The sequence below is a fragment of the Mucilaginibacter sp. CAU 1740 genome (assembly GCF_039839285.1).
Classification (GTDB): Bacteria; Bacteroidota; Bacteroidia; order Sphingobacteriales; family Sphingobacteriaceae; genus Mucilaginibacter.
On record NZ_JBDOQS010000008.1, the window covers coordinates 174,896 to 196,568 of the forward strand.

Sequence of the window (21,673 nt, forward strand, 5' to 3'; positions counted from 1 at the left end):
TGTAAACTTAATCTCGGCTTTTTTTAAGTTTCCGTATTAATTAAACGGATGTCATTTCGACGAACAAGCGAGGGGATGGTGCGAATGGGAGAGGAGAAATCTTATACGCCTCGTATCCAAACCATACCGTTCGACTAATCATGGCGTACAAGATTTCTCTTTCGCCCCTACGCTCTTTCCTCTCGCTGCTCTATCGAAATGACAATTTTATATAAAATGAGTTGAGTAAATCGAGGATTTACAAACACGCGCAAGTTAATAACAAAAATTATTCCTCCCGCTTCATCCAATCTATTACAACTCTGATCTCTCCATAGCTGTAATCCTCTCCTAAAACTTCTTTTAATGGCGAAAGTTTTTCTGCTCCGTAACTTTCAACGGCATCGGTAATAACCGCTATTTTTTGTTGCGGCACTATTTCGGTTATATCCAAGTCGCCGTTTTGTACGTAATAGCTCAAGTGAGTTTCTATGGTAGATGTCGTGAACCCACGCTCGGCAGCTATTTCGGGAATTGTTTTTCCGGAACGATATAAATTAAAAGTTTCGGTTTTGGTATCACTGATCCTTGAAGAAGGCCTGGCTTGTCCTGCTGGTTTAGCTTTCCGTTCCCGCTTAGGTGATTTCTGCTTTATTTTTGAACCGAGTCCTTTTTCTGTACAATAAACTTTCACGGGCTCCAATAACTCACGGCCATAGCGGGCAAGTTTAATATCACCAAAACCAGAGATCATCCGTAGTTCGTCCAGGCTTTGCGGCAGATAGGTGGCCATTTCCTGTAAGGTAGCATCAGATACAATGACGTAAGCGGGCACATTTTCACCTTCCGCAATGCCTCGCCTGACCTCTCTCAGTCGATTAAACAATGGTATTTCGTATGGTAAGGTTTCTTCGTGATGTACTTCCTCTACCTTTTCTATCTCAATAAATTCAACCTTTTGTCCGCCTTTTAATACGGCGTTGCTTTGATCGGTGAGTTTCAGTATCGGATATTCATCGCCGACGGTTTGCAGGTAACCCATGGTAACCAGCTCGCGGATGTGATGCTGCCAATCGGCTTTGCTGATATCGGCACCAATGCCGTAGGTTTTTAACTGTTTATGCTCTTCGCGAATCTTTTCGCTTTTTGATCCCCGTAAAAAATCGATCACATAATTATTGCCGAAACGCTCATTTAAACGCGCCACTGCCGATAGCGCTTTTTGAGCTATTAGCGTACCATCAAAACGTTTGTATTCGGTGAGGCAAACATCGCAGGAGCCACAAGTTGCGGGAAACTCCTCGTCGAAATATTTCATGAGGTACTGGCGACGGCATGATAACAGCTGGCAATATTTCACCATATCGTTCAGCTTATTAAGCATAATGCGGCTTTGTTGCTCGTTGCCCTCTACCTTGGCAAAGGCCTGTAATTTCATGGCATCTCCGGGTGAATAAAGCAACAGCGCTTCGGATGGTAAACCATCCCTCCCGGCCCGGCCTGTTTCCTGGTAGTAGCCCTCGATATTTTTGGGCAGATCCACATGCACCACATAGCGCACGTTCGATTTATTGATACCCATCCCGAAGGCGATAGTGGCAACAATAATTTTAATATCATCGCGTAGAAAGGCTTCCTGATTGCGGGCTTTTGTCTCATTGCTTAGTCCGGCGTGATAGGCCTCGGCAGAAAACCCTTCTTCTTTCAGGTCTTCGGCCAACGCTTCGGTTGATTTGCGGGAAAGGCAGTAAATAATACCCGACTCATCTTTATGCTCATTTAAAAAAGCGATGAGCTGTTTAAAGCTGTTCTTTTTGGGCGATACCCGGTAGGTGATATTGGCCCGGTTAAACGAGGATACAAAAACAGCCGGTTTGGTAAGGTTCAGTTTTTCGAGGATATCTTTTTGGGTGAGTTTATCGGCAGTTGCGGTAAGTGCTATCACCGGCACACCCGGAAATTCCTCTTTCAGCCCGGCAAGCATCAAATATTCCGGACGGAAATCATGTCCCCATGAGGAGATACAATGCGCCTCATCAATAGCTATCTGCGATACTTTAAGCGTTTTTAAAAAGGGGATGAGTTTATTTTCCTTGTTCTCGGCGCTGAACAAACGCTCGGGGGCCAGGTATAGTAGCTTGATCTCGTTATCGCGCAGGCGGTTAACCAGGATCCGGGTATCTTCGGGGTTTAAGGACGAGTTAAGGAATGCCGCTGGTATGCCGTTCACATTCAGGCTATCTACCTGATCTTTCATCAGGGCTATCAGGGGCGATATAACGATGGTTAGTCCATCCAATAAAACCGCTGGCAATTGATAACATAATGATTTACCACCGCCGGTGGGCATCAGCGCCATTACATCCTGCCCTTTTAATATATTCTGAATAATAGCCTCCTGCTCGTGCCTGAAGGCACTGTAACCAAAATACTTTTGCAGGGCTTGTTGTGGATTCATTGACATAATTATTTCAATGCTGTAAGTTAATAAGATCCAGGAATACAAAGATGTGAATTTTTGCTATAAATTTTAGCTAAGATTGATTTGAAGTTTTCAATTTTTCTTGATCCCGATTATTGAGAGCGGATAGAATACTGTAAAAATTATATCGAACCAACTGATATTTAATAAAATCTGTGAAAGGTTACGAAATACATCGGGATTTTATTTTTAGATTAGCTTTTGCTACACTTCTACACATATAATATATATGATTAAAAAATTACTTCTTGTTTTTATAGCTGTCGCTTCGGCTTTTGTTGGCCGGGCACAAAAAATCCAATCTCCGCAGGAGTTTTTGGGTTATAAACTGGGCGAACAGTTTACCCCGCATTACCGCATTGTTGAGTATTATAAATACATCGCATCGGTATCAAAAAATGTAAAACTGCAACAGTTTGGCACCACCAACGAGGGGCGGCCCCTATTGGCTATGTTCATCGCATCTGATGAAAATATCGGCCGCCTGGAAGAGATCCGTCATAACAATATGAAGCTGGCAGGTATTGAAAGCGGCACCGGCAGTACAAGTATGCCGGTAGTAACATGGCTAAGCTTCAATGTGCATGGTAACGAACCGGCATCGAGCGAGGCCTCAATGTGGACTTTGTACGACCTGGTTGATCCTGCAAATACCACCACTAAAGCATGGCTTAAAAACATGCTTGTAGTGATAGACCCTTGTTTAAATCCTGATGGCCGCGACCGTTACGTAAACTTTTATAATTCGGTACATGGCATTGTCCCTGATCCATCGCCAAGCGCCCGCGAACACGTTGAACCATGGCCGGGCGGCAGGGTGAACCATTACTATTTCGACCTTAACCGAGATTGGGCATGGCAGCAACAAAAAGAAACCCAGGCACGTGTAGGTTTATATAATCAATGGCTACCACAGGTACATGTGGATTACCATGAGCAAGGTTATAACGCGCCATATTACTTTGCCCCAGCTGCCGAGCCATACCACAAGGACATTACCAAATGGCAACGCGAGTTCCAGGTAACAATAGGTAAAAACAACGCCAAGTATTTTGACCAGAATGGTTGGATGTATTTTACCAAATACGAGTTTGATCTGCTTTACCCATCTTACGGTGATACTTATCCATTATATAATGGTTCGATAGGGATGACGTACGAGCAGGGCGGTATCAGCGCCGGTTTAGCTGTTGTTACCCGTGCAGGCGATACCTTAACTCTGGTGCAGCGTGTTGCCCATCACCATTCAACCAGTTTAAGCACGTTGGAAATAGCTTCGCTTAATACCCAGAAGCTTTTGGATGAGTACAAAAAGTTTTTTGATAATAACCGCACCAATCCTCCCGGCGAATACAAAACCTACGTTATTAAAAATAATAACAATGGGAAGGTAAGCGCACTGGCAAAAATGCTTGATCGTAACGGCATCCAATATGGTTTTGGTTTGAGTAATAAAACGGCGACAGGCTTTAATTACATCTCGCAAAAAACAGAGCAGTTTAGTGTAGATGCAAACGATCTGGTAGTTAACGCCTATCAGCCTAAAGCGGTATTGTTACACGTATTATTCGAGCCTAAAACTTTTATACCCGATTCGGCCACTTATGATATTACCGCATGGTCCTTACCTTATGCTTACGGCTTAAAAGCTTATGGCGTAAAAGAATCATTTAAACCGGCCAATGCCAAATGGGGCGTTCTTGATCCGGCACCTTTAACCAATACGCATGCATACGCTTATGTATCGGCGTGGCAATCTGTTAATGATGTTAAATTTTTAGCCGCGCTGTTAAAAAAGAAGATCAAAGTACGTTACGCCGAAAAAGCTTTTGAAGCAGGTGGTAAACAATTTACTGCTGGCTCGCTGATCATTACCCGTGCTGGAAATGATAACCCTAATTTCGACCAGGTGGTTACCCAAACCGCGGCTTCACTTAACCAGGAAATTACTGCGCTGTCAACCGGCTTTGTTGATAAAGGATCTGATTTTGGTTCGGATGCTGTTAGGGTGATCCGCCAGCCTAAAGTATTGCTGGTTGCCGGTGAAGGTGTAAATTCAGAAGCTATGGGCGAAGTTTGGCATTTGTTCGAAGCGCAGATCGGTTACCCTGTTACACTGGTAAAATACCAGGACCTTGGCCGCACCAAACTGGGCGATTTTGATGTAGCCATTTTCCCGGACGGTCGTTATGATGATTTTCCATCAGAAAAACTCCAAAACTGGATTCGTGACGGTGGTAAGCTAATCGCTATCGAAAATGCCGTGTCGTCATTAGTTGATAAAAAAGGCATCCTGCTAAAACGCAAAGAGGAGAAAAAGGACGATAAGGATAAAGAAAAAGATAAGCCGGTTAAAATATATGGCGACCGTGAGCGCACGGCCATCAGTTCATCAATCCCCGGCGCTATCTACAAGTTAAAGTTGGATAATACCCACCCGCTTGGTTTCGGTCTGCCGGATTATTATTACTCGTTAAAACTGAACGATGATATTTACGAGCTATTTGGCGATGATGATGGCTGGAATGTAGGCACTATCAAAAAAGATGGCTACGTATCAGGCTTCGTAGGTTCCGAATCAAAAAAGAAGATCAACAATGGTTTATTATTGGGGGTACAACCAATGGGCCGTGGCTCGGTAGTTTACCTGGTTGATGACCCGCTGTTCCGCAGTTTCTGGGAAAACGGAAAGCTGCTATTTAGCAACGCTGTGTTTATGGTGGGACAGTAGATCAGTTTGCAGTTTGCAGTTTGCAGTTTCTCGAAACAGCTAATCAAGTTACGAAAAACGATAATAAAAGGAAAACGCCGGGAATTTATTCCCGGCGTTTTCCTTTTATATATGCGTGCAAACTGTCCACTGGCAACTGCAAACTGAATTAATTATTCCCTTTCACCCTTCCCTTCTCATCATCGGCTCCTGAGCGGTGTTGGCGCATTTTGATGGCGCTGTTACCGAAGTTGTAGGTGAACGTAAGGCGCATTACTCGGGTATCATTCTTTTGTTTGATGGTGAAGTTATTGTTTACCACCTGGCTGCTCAAATCATTACGGCGGATGTTGAAGATATCATCGCATGAGGCTTTGATATTGAATTTCTTCTCCATAAATGATTTGCTTACCCCCATATCAACCGAATAACGTGGCCTGATCTTATAAATACCGTATGTTAACGGTGACTGGTAATCGCCGGTTACTTCAAAGCGGTAGCCCGAAAATTTGAACGTTTGGGTTGTGCGACCTTGAAACGCCCATTGGCCATCATTAAATTTTTGCCCGGCCAATGTATCCGATTTAAATCCCAGGTAAAAACCGGTAGCGTTTACATTGCCTTCCCACCATTTGGTAATGGTAAATGGCGTATTGATATTGATATTGTAACCTGTTTGTGTTTGCAGGTTCTGGTGTGTCTCGAACGAGCGTTTACCTTCGGTCAGGATCAGTTCGGTGATCGCATCTGTGGTATGGCTATAGCCTAAGCTTACGTTAATGGTTTTATTATAGGTATAGTTAAACTCAAAATTTTGAGTGTATTGCGGGTTAAGGAACGCGTTGCCCTGCGAATAAGTGTAAGGGTCGAGATAGTAAACAAACGGGTTCAGATCATCATAGCCCGGACGATCAATACGACGGCTGTATGAAAAACTAACCTCGTTTTTATCATTAATAGTTTGGTTAAGGAACACGCTCGGGAAAAGGTTTAAATAGCTCCTTTTAACAGGTGTGCTGCCTATCAGGTTACCTGTAGATTTGGTTTGCTCGGCACGTAAGCCTAACTGCACCGAGAATTTTTTGAACTGTTTGTTGAGGTTCAGGTAACCGGCGTTAATTTTCTCGTTGTAAATAAAACGATTGGTACGGGTTGTATCGTTACGGTAAGCCCCATTATCATAGATCTGAGCTTGCAAATCGTTATCGGTTTTAACACTGCTAAATTTTACACCTGCTTCCAGTTTAACGGTTTTGGTAAGCGGTTTGGTATAATCGGCTTTGCCTGTATAAATGCTGATGGTTGATGGACTTTGGTTACGCAACATTTGCGGATCGTGCTGTTTACTGCCATCCGGTAAAAAATAGTCGGTATTGTACATCGCGTTCGAGTTGTTTTTGAATTTGGAGTAATCCAGATCAATGCTCAACTCCTGGCCGCTGGTATCCAGTTTAAGTCGGTCGTTAAGGTTAAGGGCGAAGTTTTTATAGGTTTGCCTGATATCTGATTTAGTATGCAGAGATGAATCGGCAACGCCAAATTGTTTGCCTATAATGGTGGTGTTATTATTCAAATCCTGCCCGCTGTTTGAGTAGCCGCTTACTACGAAGCCAATAGTATGTTTGGCGGTAAGATCATAATCGGCACCTAAACGATAGTTGTTGTAATGATTGGTGCTCGGCATGTTCGAGTTTTGATTGAAATAGGTTTTATTCCCAAGGGTATCAGTAATGATCCTGTTAATGCCGATGGTATGGCCGCGTTTATTATCGCCCCTGCTTAGCGATGTAAAAACGTTTAGTCCGCCATCTTTATGATTGAGGTTAAGGCTGCTGTTATCGCGCCAGTACTGGCTCTTGGCTCCGCCAACAGTAATGCTTCCGTTTGTGCCCGATTGGGTATTCTTTTTCAATTTTATGTTGATAATACCTGAGTTACCCGCGGCATCATACTTTGCAGATGGGTTGGTAATAATCTCGATAGATTTAATGGTATTACCATCGGTAGAACGAAGCAAAGTAGCCAGTTGGGCAGCAGTTAAATACGTAAGCTTATCATTGATCATCACGGTTACGCCCTGTTTACCTTTCAGGCTGATGTTATCATCTTTATCAACAGTAACACCGGGGGCGCGTTCCAAAATTTCCATAGCGGTATTGCCGGCTGCCAGTACGCTGTTTTCTACGTTCATTACCGTGCGGTCAATTTTACGTTCGATGAGTGGTTTTGTGGCGGTAATGGTTACGCCTTTTAGTTCGGTTGAGCCTGATTGCATGTTCAACGCAGGCGCGGTTACATGCTGGCTGCCTTCGGCTACGACAAACGGCTTGCTTACCGCTTTTTTGTAACCTACTACAGAAGCCTTAATTAAATAATTACCAGCCTTAATGTTCTCAAAAGTGTAAGCACCGGCCTCATTACTCAAAGCGCCTTTAACAACTGTTGAGTCGGAAGCGCGCAACAGGCTTACGGTGGCGTAGTCAACAGGTTTACCTTGTTCGTTTGTTAACGAGCCCGAAACCTTTGCAGCGGGCTTAGCCTGCTGGGCAAAAGATACACTGTAGCTGATAGCAACAAGCAGCAGTGTATTAAATATGTTGTGTATGATGGATTTCATTTTAGTTATGTTTTAGATGATTGGGGCAAAGCGTTGCCATTAAAAAGAATCGGCTTCTTTTTTTAGTTGTGTAAATAAGTTTCTGTTTAGTTCCCGGCTGTTTTACCGGATTAGGGTTTTAGTATTTATGAGATATAGGCAATTGTTTTCATAGCGTTCCTGATTTTGTTTAAAAATTAGGCAAAACAATCCCACCTGGCTTTTAGGCCGTTTTTTAATCCATATCAAAATTTATATGCCGGATTACCCGAGGGCGGTAATTGTGTTGCTTTTTATAGTAAGATGCAAAAAGGGGCCTCTTGGTTACAGATTATTTTCACTTTTTAACACCGGCGTTAAATTTTTTGCCAATTCTTTAATAATCCGGAACGTGATAGGCTGTTTGTTTCTGCCTGGTGAAGAGAGGCTGATATTATGGGTTGCACAATTATCAACTCCCCTAAACTGGTAGCAAAAAGGAATAATAAGCCCGCTAAATATTAGCAGGCTTATGTATTTTAAAATGGTTTTCATAGGTAGGTGATGTTACTGATCTTCGGTGCGCGCCGTGTCGGCCGCCGCAGCCTTAATACTATCGGCTTTCATTTTGGCAGCTATCACCGGGGCTATCTTACACTCCAAACCGTTGGCTGTCATGATAAAGGTTGCCGTGTTGCCTTGCTCGTTGTTGTTATTGGCCTTGCACTCGTACAGGTTAAAGTTGATGTTATTGTCAAGCTTATCGTCAATAATAACTTTAGCGTTAACCGGCAGTTTTAGCGTTAAATGAACTTCCTGTCCTCTCCATAAAAAGCCTTTAGGGGTTGATAAATGACGATCGAAATTAAGCACCGAATCTTTCTGCTCAAAGCGGTACGTGGCCGAGCGGGCATTGTTAAGCGCTTCCGTTTCGTCAACACCGCGGGCGCTGAACGTTTCAACCAGCACGGGTTGCGGTACATCGCTTTTTTCAACGTCGATGTTTACATTGTGGTAAGGCCCGTCGGTTCCATTAAAATCATCGTCTAAAATGATGGTGCCTTTAAAACGATCGTTGATCCTGAGGCGGGTACTGTCCTCGTTACTTAAAAACTTGGTATCGTTTAATTGCAGGTAATAAACATTGTTAGCTGTTGGCTTAAGTTTGATGGTTTGCGTAAACCTGCCGCCCTCGCGAAAGCCTGCCGCGGTTTTGATTCCATAATAAGCTACCGCGCCTACCGATGCCAACCAGATGCACAATAAAGTAGTACCAATAGAACGGCTGAACGATGCTTTTTTAAACAAATAACCAATAGTCATTAAAATAATGGTTAACAAGGGGATGCCTAATACAAAAAAGCCCGCTACCATAAATATGCCATTGGCCTGGCGATTGGCAATGTTAAACGGAAATATGTTATAGATGCCCATGTTGCCGGCCGCGAATAATCCTATTAGCGAAATGATAAGCGCCACCGCCATTCCAAAGCAGCCGATCAATATTGCTGCCGCGATAATTTTGCCCAACAGGCTACCAGTGCCTCTTAAAAAAGCGCCAAGATGCTGGAAGATATCACCTATCAGATCACGAAGCTGGTAAATGAAAGGTTTAGCTTCGTGCTTAAAATTTTGAAGGTTATCGCGTACGGTGCTGAGTTCTTCTTCAAAATTCTTTTTAAAGCCTTTAAGGTCTTGTTTTTCACCCTTCATGGCCATGCGGTCGGCACGGGTAATGGCTTTGGGCACTACCATCCATAGTATGATGTAGGTAAACAGGCCGATGGCGGCAAAAGGCACCAGTATCACAAAGGCGAGACGAACCCAAACCGGGCTGATATCAAAGTAATTGGCTATGCCCGCGCAAACACCGCTTACCAGGTGATCATCCGGATCGCGGAAAAGCCTGCGGCGTTCGGTATTGTATGATGAGAATGGGTTTTGCGGATCTTTCGCGTCGTTTTCGGCAGTTTCAAAATCCTGTACCGAACCCATTTGCTCAACAATTTTATTTACGTCGGCTTCAACAATAACCTGTTTGGCCTCGGCAGCCAGTATCTCGTTAAACATTTCGGCAATACGGTTTTCGATATCGGTTGTGATCTCCAGACTATCGGCCGAGGTTGAAAAATGACGCTTTACGTCGGTCATGTAATTTTTCAGTACCTCGTAGGCATCTTCTTCAATGTGAAAAACCATGCCGTTTATATTTATGATGATTGTTTTGTTCATGATTGTAAGTGAATTTTAGGTTTTTGTTATTTTCTTTCGCCGATAGCTGTTTGAACAGCAAATACCAGTTCCTGCCAGGTTTTATCCAATTGTTCGAGCACTGAACGACCTTCGTCTGATAGGACATAGTACTTTCGCGGCGGCCCCGAAATGGACTCGACCCAGTTATAGGTTAGCAGTCCGTTATTTTTTAAACGGGTTAAAAGAGGGTACAGAGTTCCCTCAACAACAAGCAGTTGGGCTTTCTTAAGTTCAGCAATTATGTCTGATGCATATGTTTCGCCCTTAGCTATGATGGAAAGAATGCAGTACTCCAGTATGCCTTTCCTCATTTGGGTTTGAGTGTTTTCAACGATCATAATACAAAGATATATGTTTTGGATTGTATTATGCAATACATAGTACTATAATTATCAATTTTTAAGCTAAGGGTTGACTTTTTGAAAAAAAAATATAGTTTTTGAAGATTTTACTTGACTTTTTGATAACGTAACACTACTTTTATAATTAATTAACTATTAACTGATCTTATTATTAACGAAATGAAAAAACTTCTACTCGTAAGTTTGTGCTTACTTGTGTTGTCTTTGACACAGGTTTTTGCGCAAAATCGTACAATTACCGGTACGGTTACGGCGAAAGACGACGGGCAACCAATCCCCGGAGCAACCGTAAAAATTAAGGGTACTACCACAGGTACCCAAACCGGAGTAAACGGTAAGTACTCATTAAGCGCTCCGGCCGGAGCAACTCTCTCAATCTCATTTATTGGTTTTCAAACACAGGATGTTGTCGTAGGTGCATCTGACAAAATCAATATTGTGCTTGCTACTTCGGCAAAACAATTAAGCGAGGTTGTGGTAACCGCGGCCCTTGGTATTAAAAGGCAAAAAGGCGAGTTGGGCTATGCGGCAACTTCTTTATCATCAAAAGATGTTAACCAGGCAAAACCAGTTAACGTAATTAACGGTTTACAAGGTAAAGTATCAGGCTTAAATATTACCACTATCAACAGTGGTGTATTTGAGGATGTGAAAATTAACCTTCGTGGTATCCGTTCATTAACAGGTAACAACAGCCCGTTGCTGTTATTGGATGGTGTGCAGGTTCCAATCAGCTATATCTCTTCATTAAACCCTAATGATATTGATACTTACTCAATCCTGAAAGGTTCATCAAGTGCGGCTATCTACGGTCCGGATGCGGTTAACGGTGTTATCGTTATCACCACCAAAAAAGGATCGGCTAACGGCAAACCAGAAGTAACTTTAAGCAACTCTACTCAGTTTACAAGCGTATCTAAATTCCCTAAGATGCAAAACGAGTTTGGTAGCGGTGATTACGGCGGTTATGTTCCTTACGAAAACTGGTCATGGGGCCCTGCATTTGATGGTTCGACCAAAGAAATTGGTGTTCCTTTTGATGATGGTACTCCTACACAAACTATTAAATATAGCGCGTTACCTAACGAGAAGAAAAATTTCTTCAACACAGGTTCAACTGTTATTAATGACGTTTCGATCAGGACTGGTGCTACTTACTTAGGTGTTCAGGATGCTAATATTAAAGGTATTGTGCCTGATGATAAAAACCGCAGGACTGGTATTTATTTAAATACTACTCAAGAATACGGCAGGTTAAAAGTTACAGCTGGTGTAAACTACAAACAGTATAACTATAACGTGTTTGATGATGATGCAATGAGCACCTACAATGCCAACAATAACGTTGGTTTAAATGGTGGTTTGATGAACTTATTATTCAATATTCCTGCTGATGTTCCGCTTACAAGGTATAAAAACATCAATACCGATCCATATGCTGGATACAACGGTTACTTCACTAACTATGGTATTAACCCATACTTTGCTTTAGATAACTGGCGTCAGATAGGAAAAAGGGAAGATTTGATCACAAGTTTAGATCTAAGCCTGAAAGCTACAGATTGGTTAAACTTTACCTACAGGGCAAACTTAACATCAAACACTGTTACCGAAAGGCATACTTCAAATGGTGTTACTCCAAATCAGATGGGTCTTGACAGGGGTTTTACCGCTGTTCCTGAAACTGTGAGCGAACGTGCTTACAAATATCAGCAGTTATTCTCTCAGTTCTTTGCATCTTTCAATAAAACTTTCGCTCAGGACTTTAAAGTAAGCGCCATTTTAGGTACTGATTTAAGGCAACGTGATAGCCGCGACACCCAAGTTGGTACTACCAGCCTGGTAATCCCTAACTTGTTTGATATTTCACAAAGAACAGGTAACCTAACAGGTTCATCAGATTTTACCCGTGAAAGATTATTCTCTGTTTATGGCAGCGCGGGCTTAACCTACAAAGGCTGGGCAAGTGTTGAGGTAACAGGTCGTCAAGACAAAACTTCGTTACTTGCTGCTGCAAATAATACTTTCTTTTACCCAGGCGTGAGCGCTTCAATTGTGCTTTCTGAAGCAATTCCAGCTTTAAAAAACAGCAACACTCTTTCATACTTGAAATTACGTGGCGCGGCCAACAAATCAGGTAGTGTTAACATTGCTGCATATGGTTTAGCTGCTACTTTTTCACAAGCTAACGGTTTTCCTTATGGTCCGGTTGCAGGTTATACCGCAAACGACAGAAGCTATGATCCAAACCTGAAACCAGAGTTTGTTAAAAGCTTTGAGATGGGTTTTGAATCAGGTTTCTTTAAAGATAGGGTTACTTTGGAGGCAACTTACTTCCACCAAAATAACACTAACCAGATCATCCCTATCCAGGTTTCTAACGCAACAGGTTACACCAGCTATCAGATCAATGCTGCATCATTTGTTAACAAAGGTGTGGAGTTAGATTTAGGCTTGAACCCATTGGTACGCATTAAAGATGTTGCTATTAACTTTAAAGCTAATGCAACTTACAACGATAGCCGTGTAAACAGCATTTACCAGGGCTTAGATCAGTTAGCTATTGGTGGTTTTACCAATTTTGCATCTAACTATGCTGTTGTTGGTGCTCCTGCATTCGTTTTCAAAGCCACCGATTACCTGCGCGACGATCAGGGCCGTGTAATTGTTGACGCTAACACAGGTTATCCAACTGCCGATCCTAATATTAAACAATTTGGCCGTACCATGCCTTTATGGACAGTAGGTTTGAACCCATCATTCAGGTGGAAAAGCTTAAACCTATCTGCTGTATTTGAATACAAAGGCGGTCACTATGTATATAACGATATTGGTAACGCTATGGCCTGGACAGGTGTGGGCGCTGCAACAGCAACTAACCACCGCGAGCGTTTTGTATTGCCAAACTCTTCAATCGCAGATCCTGCTAACCCAGGTAAATACATTGCAAATACTAACGTAACTTTATCAAACGTATCTGACTACTATACCGGTGTTTACCGCGACGTAGCTTCAAACTTCCTTACATCTGCTGATTCATGGAGGTTACGTGAGATCTCGTTAACTTATGATCTGCCACAAAGTTTCTTGGGTAAACAAAACGTAATTAAAGGTTTAACGATTGGTGTTACAGCCAGGAACCTTTTCTTATGGACTCCTAAAACTAACATCTACGGCGATCCTGACTTTACGTTCTCTTCAACATCTGGCAGTAACTTTGGCGTTAATACTTCTAACGTTTCTGGTGTTGCCGATTCGCAAATTAACCCTGCTACACGTACTATCGGTGGTAACATAGTGGTTAAATTTTAATTAATTGATAGATAATATTATAAAGATATAATCATGAAAAAACTAATAGGCGTATTTTTTGCCGCGGCGCTCATTGTGTCGTCGAGTTGCAAAAAGAGTTTTTTTGATATAAACACCAATCCAAACTCTCCTACCGACGCGGCTATTACACCTGCAGCTTTGCTTCCGCAGTTGTTGCACCGTACCGCAGCTAAAGTGTCAACTTCATATAATCCCGAAGCTGATTGGCTGGGTTATTGGGCTCGTTCTGGTTCATACGGACCAAGTACCGAAGAGGAATCATACAACATCACCACTACTTTTGAGGCTGATGAGTGGACCTGGTTTGATATATTGGCTGACGCCAACACTATGGAGAAAAAAGCTACTGCTTCCAATCAAACATTTTATGTTGGTATAGCTAAGATCATCAAATCGATCGGATTTATGTACCTGGTTGACCAGTATAACAACGTACCATATACAAAAGCGTTTGATATAGTTGGTAACATTACTCCCGCTTATGATAAAGGATCTGATATTTACAAAGATTTATTATTACAGTTAGATGATGCTGCCAAATTGATCAAAGCAGCAAATCTTGATGCAAACCCTGGTTTAGAACAAGCTGATATCACTTTTCACGGTAAAGCCGATAAATGGAGAAAATTAGCCAATAGCCAACGTTTGAGGTTATTGATTCACGAATCGGAAGTATTGACTAACGCATCTGCCGAAATTGCTAAAATTACCGCCGATGGCGCAGGCTTTTTGGGTGAAGGCGACGGCAATGTTGGAAAAAACGGATCATCTACTGATGAATCGGCTTATGTGAACCCTCCATACGTTCAGGAAGACGGAAGGCAAAACCCTTTCTGGGATACATTTAAAAGCCTTTATAATGGAGGCGCAGCTAACCAATATTACAGGGCTAACAATTATTTGTTGAATACTATATATGGTTGGAGTTCAGCGACCAGCTATGATACTCGTTTCCAATATGTATTTGCTGAGGCTTCGAGTCCTTTAAATGGACTTGTTTATTATGGATATAACTATGGTGAGCTTTTACCAGGTACAGCTCCTAAAGCAGGAAACTCATCTGATGTATCTGGTCCGGGTTTAGCCTTGAGTCCTGCACAACCTCAGTGGTTTTTTACATCGGTAGAGAGTTTGTTTTTAAAAGCTGAAGCTATTCAACGTGGATGGTTAACCGGTGATGCGAAAGCGGCTTACGAAACCGCTGTTACTGCATCTTTTACCTGGTTAGGTGCTGCGAATGGTGAAGCCTCTGACTATTTAACGAATGATTCAAAAGCAAAATGGGATTATGTAGATGATAAAGGTCAACCACGTAAGAATAGTAAAATTTCGTTGATCGCATTTCAGAAGTACATTGCACTGGCAGGTGTTGCTAATTTCGAGGCATGGGTTGATTACAGAAGGCTGGACGGTAATGACGCTATTTTATCAAGCGTAGAGGCAACTCAGCCAGTACTTCCGCTTTCACTTTCACCAAGCCGCGGTTCACGTACAATTCCGTTGCGTTTAATGTATCCTCAAAATGAGTATAACTTCAACGCGGCCAACGTAGCCAAAGAAGGTACTATTAACCCTCAAACTTCAAGGATTTTCTGGGATAAAGGTGCAAGATAATTGCCGGTTTATAAAAGATAACCATTAAAATTAAAAAAATGAAAATCAAACATATAAATAAAAGGTTTATCCCGGCGCTTGCAATTGTGATGGGCCTTTCATCTTGCTTGAAAGATAAAAACCCTGATCTGGATTTTTCAAAATTGAAGCCAGTTGTTGAGATATCGGTTCCAATTACTACAGATACAGGTGTTCCTTCGCCGGATAACTCGGGCGACGGAGCTGCAAATACTTTTAGTTACGCATTTGTTGCCGGTCCTGATCCTATTGCTTACCAGATCCCGGTTAACTATGCTTACAGTAAACCAAGTCCTGGTGTTAATGTTACATTAGCGGTTGACCCAACGGTACTGGCTAAGTATAATGATATTGAAGGAACTGACTTGGAAATTCTGCCTTCTGCAAATTACTCTATTCCAAATTTGAAAGTTAATATTGCTTCTGGTTCACAGGTAGCTTATCTGCCAATCAATTTTGTTAAGACGAACTCTGGATTGGATGGCAATAAATCATATGCGTTGCCTATTAGGATAACCGATGCATCAGGTACCGAAATTAGCGGTAACTATGGTTCTGTGATCATACTGCTTACGATCAAAAATCAATACGACGCCACATATGCAACTTCAGGAACCCGTACACGCTTTAACGGCGGTACAGTTGGAAGTGGTGTATTAGATTCATTTAGCATTTCAGGTAATGTGGCATTAAAAACACTTAATGGTACTACTGTAATCGGGCAAGCTGGTGATAGCGGTTCTGGTTATACGTGGGCGCTTCAAGTAGATGCTGCCACTAATAAAGTAACTGTATTGCCAAACCCAAGAGCGTCGGCAAGCGGTACGCCTACTGCTTTCATTCAAGGTACCACAGCCGGTTCAAGTACTTATGATCCTGCAACTAAAACCTTTGAGATACATTGTGGTTATTTAACCGCAGCAGGTGGACTAAGGCAAATTGATGAGAAGTTAGTTAGGAACTAAAAATCTAACAACTATATATAAAGACCGGCGTTCGAAAGAAAACCGGTCTTTTTTTGTAATAAGCTATTTTACTTTTTATCCACGCTATATTTACCTGGCCCAACAAATAACAAACCTGCAAACACTACTGTATCTTCAATAGCGTGACTGGCATCGCCCAAACCACCACCAGTGCGTAAATGCATTAATGTGGCTACTACAAGAGTTATAAGCATAAGTATGCACACCGGCCTAAATGCCAGGCCAATTATCAGCAGGAAACCTCCAAAGCATTCGGTAGCCGCGGCAAGCAAGCCCCATATTGTTGGCCAAAAATGGATGCCTGCATATTTCATTGCTTCGCCTGTATGTTCCCAGCCTGTGGGGCCTCCCATTAGTTTGGGGTATCCGTGGTATATAAACATAATGCCCAGCCCAACGCGTGTTATTAACAAGCCTGTATTTTTGTAATTACTTAAATTGCCAAGTAAAGCCATAGTTAGTGATTAGAGAATGGAGTTTAGAGGTTAGTTATTGTTTTTATTATATGAATAAACGCTTTATCACTGTTTAAACAAACTTTAGTTTTGTTTGCTGATCATCCACTTTCAGGTGAACGTTCCGGCCAAGTGTCAAGCTGTTATTATCGGGTATATGCCCGGCCGGGAAATCGAAACATACCGGGTAATCATATTCTTTCACAATATCCATCACAATTTCGGGTATGCTTTGGCCAAAGGGGATGTCATTATCCTTCATGCCTGAAAATCCGCCCACAATCAATCCGGCAAGGTTGGCAAGTTTTCCGGCTCGTTTCAACATTCGCAGCATCCTATCTACCGAATAAAGGTATTCACCCACATCTTCAATAAATAATATTTTGCCCTCGTAATCCAGATCTGATACCGACCCGGCAGCAGCTACCAGTAATGAGAGGTTGCCGCCTATCAGAATAGCATTTGCTTCCCCGCTCCGGTTATTATCGTGCGAGGTAAACTCATAACTTAATGGTTCACCAAATAAGGCCTGTCGCAGCGTATCTAACGAATGTTTGGAAGCATCGGGAATATTGATAGGCATTTGGCCATGGATGCTTTGTACGCCGTAATTAGCAAACAGGTGGGTGTGCAGTATAGTGATATCGCTAAAGCCGATAAGCCATTTTGGGTTTGTAGCAAAGCGGCCGAAATCAACCTTGTCGATCATGCGGATAGCACCGTAACCGCCACGGGCAGCTATTATTGCTTTTATCTCATCGTCATCAATAAAACGTTGCATATCGTGGGCACGTAGGTCATCATCTCCCGCAAACTGATGGTATGATGCTTCTACCGTTTCGCCCAAAACAACTTCCAGCCCCCAGCTTTGCAGTAGGGAGATGGCATCGGTCATGGGTTCGGGTAGTTTTTTAGCGGGGCATGTAATGGCAACTTTGTCGCCTTTTTTTAAGTATGGAGGTTGAATTGAAACCATGATTTTAATGATTGAACGATTCCTTTAATAATAAGTACAAAAAATCAGGAAATCCTTAAATCATGAACATCATGGTTCAGGGATTTTTAAATTATCTTTGCACACTATTTACCAAGGCGATATTTAATGTCACAACTCAACAAATATAAACGATTCACCATTACATCGGCCCTGCCTTATGCCAACGGGCCATTGCACATCGGTCACCTGGCGGGCGCATACCTGCCTGCTGATATTTTTGTGCGCTATTTAAGGCTCAAAAAAAAGGATGTAGTGTATATCTGCGGCTCGGATGAGCATGGCGCTGCCATTACCATCAAAGCCAAAAAAGAAGATACCACTCCGCAGGCCATTATTGATAAATACCATAAGCAGATAAAGGAAAGTTTTGAGGAGTTTGGGATAGCTTTTGATATTTATCACCGCACCTCGTCGCCTATTCATCATGAACTAAGCCAGGAGTTTTTCCTGAACTTGTATGAGAAAGATGAGTTTGTTGAGAAATTTTCTGATCAGTATTTTGATGAAGATTACCAACAGTTCTTGGCCGACAGGTACATTATAGGCACCTGCCCTAACTGCGGCAATGAAAATGCCTACGGCGACCAATGCGAGCGCTGCGGTACTTCGCTTAACCCAACCGATCTGATCAACCCGATATCAACCCTGAGCGGCAAAACGCCAGTTTTGAAATCAACTAAACACTGGTACCTGCCATTAGATAAATATCAACCATGGTTGGAACAATGGATAGACGCCAAAGAAGGCAGCTGGAAGGTAAACGTATTTGGCCAATGTAAATCATGGCTTAAATCGGGCCTGCAACCACGCTCCATGACCCGCGACCTTGATTGGGGCATCGACGTGCCGCTTACCGAAGCCAAAGGCAAAAAGCTTTACGTTTGGATGGATGCGCCGATAGGCTACATCTCGGCCACCAAACAATGGGCTATTGACAACAATAAGGATTGGAAACTATACTGGAAAAAACAAGCTGATGAGCAGGATGACGCCTGTTTGCTGCACTTTATAGGCAAAGATAACATCGTTTTCCACTGTATCATTTTCCCATCCATACTGCATGCGCACGGTGAATACATTTTGCCGCAAAACGTACCAGCCAACGAGTTTTTGAACCTGGAAGGTGATAAGCTCTCAACCTCACGTAACCATGCGGTTTGGCTGCACGAATACCTTGAAGAGTTTCCGGGGAAACAGGATGAGTTGCGTTACGTGCTAACCTCTATCCTGCCCGAAACCAGCGATAGCGAGTTTACCTGGAAAGATTACCAGGCACGCGTAAACAATGAGCTGGTGGCTATTCTCGGTAACTTTGTTAACCGGGTAATGATATTAATGCACAAATTTTACGATGGTAAAATTGAGGCTGATACTGATAAGATCGAGTTTACAGACGAGGCCCTAAGCAACGGGATTGGAGAATACTACGATGAGATAGAGAAAAACCTGGAGGCTTACCGCTATCGCCAGGCTTTACAGGCTGTAATGGATATGGCCCGCCTGGGTAACCGCTATCTCACCGAAAAAGAGCCGTGGAAAACCATTAAAACAGATCCGGCTGCTGCCAAAGAAGCGCTGCATAACTGCTTGGTGCTGATTGGCCATTTGGCTACTGCTGCGCAGGCCTTTTTACCGGCCACGGCTAAGAAGATCATTACTATGCTTAACCTGCCTAACGAGCCAATTGCTTATGATCAGGAAATGTATTTTAATAACGGCCACCAGCTAAACCCGGCAGCTTTGTTATTTGAAAAAGTTGAGGATGATGTAATTGAAGCCCAACTTAAAAAACTGGCCGATAAAAAAGCAGCAACGGCATCGCCGGTAAGCGCTAATGTACTACCGGCAAAGGAAAACGTTAACTACGAAACCTTTGCTACCATGGATATCCGTACAGGTACTATTTTAACAGCAGAAAAGGTTGCTAAAACTAAAAAGCTGCTGAAACTTACTATAGATACCGGTATTGACCAGCGCACTGTAGTATCCGGCATTGCCGAATATTATGAGCCGAAAAACATCATTGGCCAAAAAGTAAGCATCCTGGTAAACCTGGAGCCAAGAGAGATAAAAGGTATCGTATCGCAAGGTATGATCCTGATGGCCGAAAACAGCGAAGGCAAGCTAAGCTTTGTAGCCCCTACCGAAGATTTCCACAACGGCGCGGTGATCAGGTAAAAGTGCAAATTTCAGATGTGCGGATGTGCAAATGAATTGCGTTTTAAATTTTGAATTTTAGGGTGTGATTTTTCACTGAAAAATTGCACCTTTGCAAACTAAATAAAACACCGGCCTTTAAAAGCCGGTTAAGGTCCCGTAGTTCAACGGATAGAATAGGAGTTTCCTAAACTCTAGATATGAGTTCGATTCTCGTCGGGACCACTTATAACGCTCTTTTCATGTACGAGAAGGGCGTTTTTTCGTAAATAGGTAAAGCAATAGGGCGAATTTTGGTGATGACCTATGACGACAAAACAGGTTGTTTTGAGGGTGAAACGCGATCTACTTATTTCAATGTTTTATCATCAGACTGCTTAAATAAACCGCAAATAGCACGATTCAAACCAATTTTACCCATGCTAAAAATCGGTAAAGTCCATAGGAGTAAGCTGAAGTTATAAGTTAGTGACAACGGACGGGAGCGCGAAACTTCGGGGTTATCCCGCCGAGAATAATGAGATTTAACTGGTAGAATTTTGCTTTAGAGCAACGAACGCCCCTCGGTGTGAGTTAAGATCCAATTGAGAGAAATTCATCAGTAAGACGCGAGAAAACTACGTAAAAGTCAAACTCGTGAATAAATGATAAAGTTGTTAATCTATGACATGACATCTCTCCATGTGAAAGTTATCCCAATCTAATCCGGATTTCCAAAAGAAACCTCTAATATGAACTTCTTGACCTACCGTAAGAGCTTTGACCTCGTTTCTCCAAGCATCCTTATCATTTTTTTCACTATCACAAATGATACTCCCTTGAGCGTTGTTTTCTGAGCCAATGGTAACTATGGAATATCCGGAAAGGCTTAATGAAATGTCTGTTATTGTTCCATGTATATCAATTTGCTGTTGGTCGTACTTGTCGTTAAAAGCAACTGGATTTGCCTTGTATCGCTTGTACCAGCTTTCTGCTGAATAATCAGATTCAAAGGTTGATGCCGGAATTTTTTCATCAGCCACTTGAACAGAGTCTTCTTTGATTGATGATGTATCTTCACCCATTTTTTGGGTTGTCATAAAGTCTTTTTTTACCGATCTGCTCTCTATAATATTCGCAACTAATACAGTTCCGACTATTGTAAATATTAAATAGAGAAATAGTTTAGTCCGTTGTTGTTGGTCTGAAGAAGGTTTATTGTGCTTCATTGAAGGTTTGGGAATGTTACCTTCAGTTCCAAAAGGTAGTAAAAAAAACAAGCGTGGAACTGTAGCCAACCGCAATCAAGGTACTGGTATACCCACACACAGATAGACTAAGCCCACGCCTGTAGCGTGAGCGTTGAGCCTTTCTTTTCTGTGTGTTTAAAAATTACCAGTTTTTGATTGCAGAAATCGAAGCTAACGCAAGATCGTTATGACAATATGTTGTGTTTCCTTTTTATTTATTCAATAAGTTCTTGATTTTGTTTCACTCGCTAATATCGGGTTTTATTCTGGAAAGCAAAGTTTGATTCTTGAACTTGATGCCTGCCGACAGAGCAGGCCCAACGGCAGCGCAGCGCTGTTGTTAAATATTACATTCTTTCTATCGAAAGAATGTAATTAGTAATTAAGTTGCTATCTCTATTACTATCTCTACTTGTTATCTTGTAATACGGCGCAACCGACCCCACCTAAGTCGGGATATCGACTACCGTTAACCGGAATATCGCCCCTTCTATGTTAAATTTCACAACCTAAAGGTGTATTG

13 protein-coding genes and 1 tRNA gene are annotated in these 21,673 nt (G+C 42.3%); 6 read left to right on the plus strand and 8 right to left on the minus strand.

All coding sequences use genetic code 11. The features are described 5' to 3' along the window. Positions 1-268: 268 nt before the first annotated feature. Positions 269-2,437 carry a DNA helicase RecQ gene (recQ, locus tag AAFN85_RS18255; RefSeq protein WP_347529045.1) on the minus strand — a complete coding sequence of 723 codons (2,169 nt, stop codon included), beginning with the start codon at positions 2,435-2,437 and terminating at the stop codon, positions 269-271. A gap of 253 nt (positions 2,438-2,690) precedes the next feature. Between recQ and AAFN85_RS18260 the strand changes: the two genes are divergently transcribed. After that, complete coding sequence (locus AAFN85_RS18260; protein ID WP_347529046.1) at positions 2,691-5,192, plus strand: M14 metallopeptidase family protein; 2,502 nt, start codon at positions 2,691-2,693, stop codon at positions 5,190-5,192. A 148-nt stretch (positions 5,193-5,340) separates the two neighbouring features. Here AAFN85_RS18260 and AAFN85_RS18265 read toward each other — a convergent pair whose 3' ends face one another. The 4 genes from AAFN85_RS18265 to AAFN85_RS18280 form a co-directional block, all read right to left on the minus strand. Further along, the gene (locus AAFN85_RS18265) at positions 5,341-7,788 is read right to left on the minus strand and encodes an outer membrane beta-barrel family protein (RefSeq protein ID WP_347529047.1); all 2,448 of its coding nucleotides are present in this window, start codon (positions 7,786-7,788) and stop codon (positions 5,341-5,343) included. A 303-nt stretch (positions 7,789-8,091) separates the two neighbouring features. Further along, positions 8,092-8,301, minus strand: a complete 210-nt coding sequence (locus AAFN85_RS18270) for a hypothetical protein (RefSeq protein ID WP_347529048.1) — start codon at positions 8,299-8,301, stop codon at positions 8,092-8,094. Positions 8,302-8,313: 12 nt separating this feature from the next. Then, a complete protein-coding gene (locus AAFN85_RS18275; RefSeq protein WP_347529049.1) occupies positions 8,314-9,978 on the minus strand; it encodes a PspC domain-containing protein in 1,665 nt (554 codons plus the stop codon). A gap of 26 nt (positions 9,979-10,004) precedes the next feature. Next, positions 10,005-10,337 (minus strand): PadR family transcriptional regulator, encoded by a 333-nt coding sequence (locus AAFN85_RS18280; protein ID WP_119406681.1) that lies wholly within the window; start codon positions 10,335-10,337, stop codon positions 10,005-10,007. A gap of 183 nt (positions 10,338-10,520) precedes the next feature. Between AAFN85_RS18280 and AAFN85_RS18285 the strand changes: the two genes are divergently transcribed. Genes AAFN85_RS18285 through AAFN85_RS18295 form a run of 3 tightly spaced genes read left to right on the plus strand, consistent with a single transcriptional unit; the run spans position 10,521 to position 16,291 of the window. Beyond that, positions 10,521-13,673 carry a SusC/RagA family TonB-linked outer membrane protein gene (locus AAFN85_RS18285; RefSeq protein WP_347529050.1) on the plus strand — a complete coding sequence of 1,051 codons (3,153 nt, stop codon included), beginning with the start codon at positions 10,521-10,523 and terminating at the stop codon, positions 13,671-13,673. Positions 13,674-13,706: 33 nt separating this feature from the next. Beyond that, positions 13,707-15,308, plus strand: a complete 1,602-nt coding sequence (locus AAFN85_RS18290; protein ID WP_347529051.1) for a SusD/RagB family nutrient-binding outer membrane lipoprotein — start codon at positions 13,707-13,709, stop codon at positions 15,306-15,308. Positions 15,309-15,346: 38 nt separating this feature from the next. Then, positions 15,347-16,291 (plus strand): DUF1735 domain-containing protein, encoded by a 945-nt coding sequence (locus AAFN85_RS18295; protein WP_347529052.1) that lies wholly within the window; start codon positions 15,347-15,349, stop codon positions 16,289-16,291. Between the two features lie 68 nt (positions 16,292-16,359). On the opposite strand, the gene AAFN85_RS18300 is transcribed toward AAFN85_RS18295, so the two are convergent. Both AAFN85_RS18300 and AAFN85_RS18305 read right to left on the minus strand, forming a co-directional pair. Continuing rightward, positions 16,360-16,767 (minus strand): DoxX family protein, encoded by a 408-nt coding sequence (locus AAFN85_RS18300; protein WP_347529053.1) that lies wholly within the window; start codon positions 16,765-16,767, stop codon positions 16,360-16,362. 73 nt (positions 16,768-16,840) lie between these two features. Next, positions 16,841-17,743: an LD-carboxypeptidase gene (locus AAFN85_RS18305; RefSeq protein WP_347529054.1), complete on the minus strand. Its 903-nt coding sequence runs from the start codon at positions 17,741-17,743 to the stop codon at positions 16,841-16,843. A gap of 126 nt (positions 17,744-17,869) precedes the next feature. Between AAFN85_RS18305 and metG the strand changes: the two genes are divergently transcribed. Both metG and AAFN85_RS18315 read left to right on the plus strand, forming a co-directional pair. Continuing rightward, on the plus strand, positions 17,870-19,942 hold the full coding sequence (gene metG, locus AAFN85_RS18310; protein WP_347529055.1) for a methionine--tRNA ligase: 2,073 nt from the start codon (positions 17,870-17,872) through the stop codon (positions 19,940-19,942). Positions 19,943-20,074: 132 nt separating this feature from the next. Continuing rightward, positions 20,075-20,146 (plus strand) — tRNA-Arg (locus AAFN85_RS18315). 431 nt (positions 20,147-20,577) lie between these two features. Here AAFN85_RS18315 and AAFN85_RS18320 read toward each other — a convergent pair. Beyond that, on the minus strand, positions 20,578-21,129 hold the full coding sequence (locus AAFN85_RS18320) for a hypothetical protein (RefSeq protein ID WP_347529056.1): 552 nt from the start codon (positions 21,127-21,129) through the stop codon (positions 20,578-20,580). Between the last annotated feature and the right edge of the window lie 544 nt (positions 21,130-21,673).